The sequence below is a fragment of the Lysinibacillus telephonicus genome, from assembly GCF_003966145.1.
Classification (GTDB): domain Bacteria; phylum Bacillota; class Bacilli; order Bacillales_A; family Planococcaceae; genus Ureibacillus; species Ureibacillus telephonicus.
In genome coordinates this window covers 1-2,536 of record NZ_RXNR01000133.1, presented here as the reverse complement: position 1 = coordinate 2,536, position 2,536 = coordinate 1, and the positions used below count along the sequence as shown (strand labels likewise).

The following is a 2,536-nucleotide window of genomic DNA, read 5'->3' as shown; positions in this document are numbered from 1 at the left end:
TATAAATGTCAACTATATAATGTACATTTTCGTTCGTTTAAGAATGTACATTTTTGATTCCCCCAACCACTGGGATGGGGGAAGTATTCTTTAAAAGGGTGGTATGCCAAGCTGATTTTGTAATTCTTCTTTTTCCTCTTTTAAGCTAGCTACTTCACTTTTCAGCTCATTTATTTCCTCGATTAATCTTTCGATTTTGGTTTGTTCATCTATGCCTTCTTCGTAAGCTGTGTCTTTCCATAAATACCATTCATTAAAGGCGTATAGATCTTTTTCACAAAAGTCTTCAGGCAATCCGTTATTAATGGAATAGCTTTTAAGCCATTCCTCAACTAATTTATTATCACACTTTACTCCATAAGAATTAAAAAATTTGATCGCTTTTGACACACTCATGTTATCTATCACCTTGTTTCGTATCTTTGTTAAAATGGTCTTTTAGTCGATAGGAATCCCCGATAATATTGACCACTGTGGCATGATGAAGAACTCTGTCTAAAATCGCATTCGCTATTTTAGGATCTTGAAATATTTCTCCCCACGATTTGAAACTAGCGTTTGTTGTTAAAATAGTACTTTTCTGTTCATATCTCATATCTATAAGTTGAAAAAATAGCTTCGCATCTTCTGCGTCAATGGGTAGATACCCAATTTCATCGATAATTAAAAGCCTGTATTTTGCATAGTGTTTGAGCCTATTTTCTAAGCGGTTTTCAAGTTTTGCCCTTTTTAAATTCATGATTAAATCATTGCACTTGATAAAATAGGTGCTCGTTCTTTTCTTGGCAGCTGCGATTCCAATAGCGGTTGCTAAATGGGTTTTTCCTACGCCACTCGGCCCTAAGAAAACGACGTTCTCTTTTTGTTCAATAAACCGTAAGGTTGTAAAGTCCAATATTTGTTGTTTATTAATCGATGGTTGAAAATCAAAATCAAAATCCTTTATTTCTTTCAAATGTGGGAAGGCACCTACCTTTACCATAGATTTGACCATGTTTACTTCCTTCATATCAATCTCATAATCTGTCAGTTTGATTAGTGTATCTGTAAATGACAACTGGTTATTCGTCATAAAATCAATGGTTTCATCCAGATGGACTATCATCTGCTTTAACTTTAAATACTCTAAATTCTGCACAAGCTTGTTATAACTACTATTCATTTTTATACACCTCATTAATTGCCTCTAAATTTTTCCTTGCCAGTTCTTCAATGTTCGTAGAAGAGGGTAGCCCTCTCGCTAAGGTATTTACGTAATGCTCGGGCTTATAATTGATTTTTGATTGGCGAATAGGATGTTGAACAATTAAATCCGTGTTATAATAGACATAGATATGGTTATCATAGACTTGTAAACCAAGCGTTTTCCCGATGTATCCAGTTGGTACTGAATACTGGTTGGATTTGAAAGAGATCATATTAGATGGATTTACTTTCACAAGTTTATGATGAATTTTATAGGAATCTCTTATTCGTTCATGTGGTAATGGGGATAAGAGATTTCTTTCATTTTTTAGAGCTAGGATTGGAATTTTCCCTGTTCCTTGATGGTAACTGTTGTTGATCCGATCGCAAAGTTTCTGCACAAACTGATGAAGCTCCTCATAGTCAAACTTTCCTTGGTACGCGTGTAGCTCATCAAGTATTTTCATCGGGGCCTCTACTTTACCTTTTGTCCTCGGCCTTCCGGCGATGCAAGGCTTCACTTCAAACCCCATATCTTTAGAGAATTGAAAAAATTTTTCATTCACTTTTCCTCGTTGATATTCAGTTCGAGGCTCGTCCATTACGGTTTTCATATTATCTGTCAAAATGGTTTTAGGAACTCCTCCAAATGCTTCAAAACTTTCCGTAAGGAAGGATAATAATATACTCTGAGACTTAGAGATTGATAGATTGAAGGTTCTAAATCTAGAATAGGCAAGTAAGAGTACACATACATTCACGTAAAGGATTTCCCCATCTTTGGTAATGTATCTGATATTTTCTTTCCAATCTAACTGTGCTTGTTCAGCTGGTGGTGTTTCAAAACGAATGACCTCATTAACTGAACTTTTGCGTTTCTCTGATTCAAAATAACGTTGAAATTCGGGTTTACTTAAGATGTATCTTCTAAAAGTTGATTGCCCACAAACTAAACCATGATTATCTTTTAAGTATTGCCAAAGTACCCTCTTGTAGTAAAATTTCTGGTTAGAATCCTCTGATAAAAGCAGCGATATCACTTCATAATATTCATCAATTTTTGATGTTCGGTTCCGTTTATTATTCGGCTCGTAACCTTGCAGATATTTATCAATAGTCCTCCGATCCACTCCCATATCCCGAGCTAACTTACTCTTATTAATCTTCATTTTCAAACTCTCCATTAACAATTTTAATTTAGGTAAATCTGCTAGAGTGTTAATTTCAATATTTGTATTTACGTTAATTTGCATATACATAACATCCCACCTCAGGAATATTATGTATCTTATTGTCGAAACTGTACATACTTAAACAATCAATACTGTACATTCTTAAGTTAGCATTTATA

The 2,536-nt window shown here is 34.5% G+C and carries 3 protein-coding genes; all 3 read right to left on the bottom strand.

What is annotated here, in order from left to right; translation table 11 throughout:
- Positions 1 to 90 precede the first annotated feature (90 nt).
- The 3 genes from EKG35_RS20445 to istA are packed head-to-tail and all read right to left on the bottom strand — an operon-like array spanning position 91 to position 2,444.
- Positions 91 to 396: a hypothetical protein gene (locus tag EKG35_RS20445; protein WP_126296390.1), complete on the bottom strand. Its 306-nt coding sequence runs from the start codon at positions 394 to 396 to the stop codon at positions 91 to 93.
- Between the two features lies 1 nt (position 397).
- Positions 398 to 1,162 carry an IS21-like element helper ATPase IstB gene (gene istB / locus EKG35_RS20440; RefSeq protein WP_126296389.1) on the bottom strand — a complete coding sequence of 255 codons (765 nt, stop codon included), beginning with the start codon at positions 1,160 to 1,162 and terminating at the stop codon, positions 398 to 400.
- The gene (istA, locus tag EKG35_RS20435; RefSeq protein ID WP_126296388.1) at positions 1,155 to 2,444 is read right to left on the bottom strand and encodes an IS21 family transposase; all 1,290 of its coding nucleotides are present in this window, start codon (positions 2,442 to 2,444) and stop codon (positions 1,155 to 1,157) included. Before istA ends, istB begins: the two co-directional genes overlap by 8 nt.
- Positions 2,445 to 2,536: the final 92 nt, after the last annotated feature.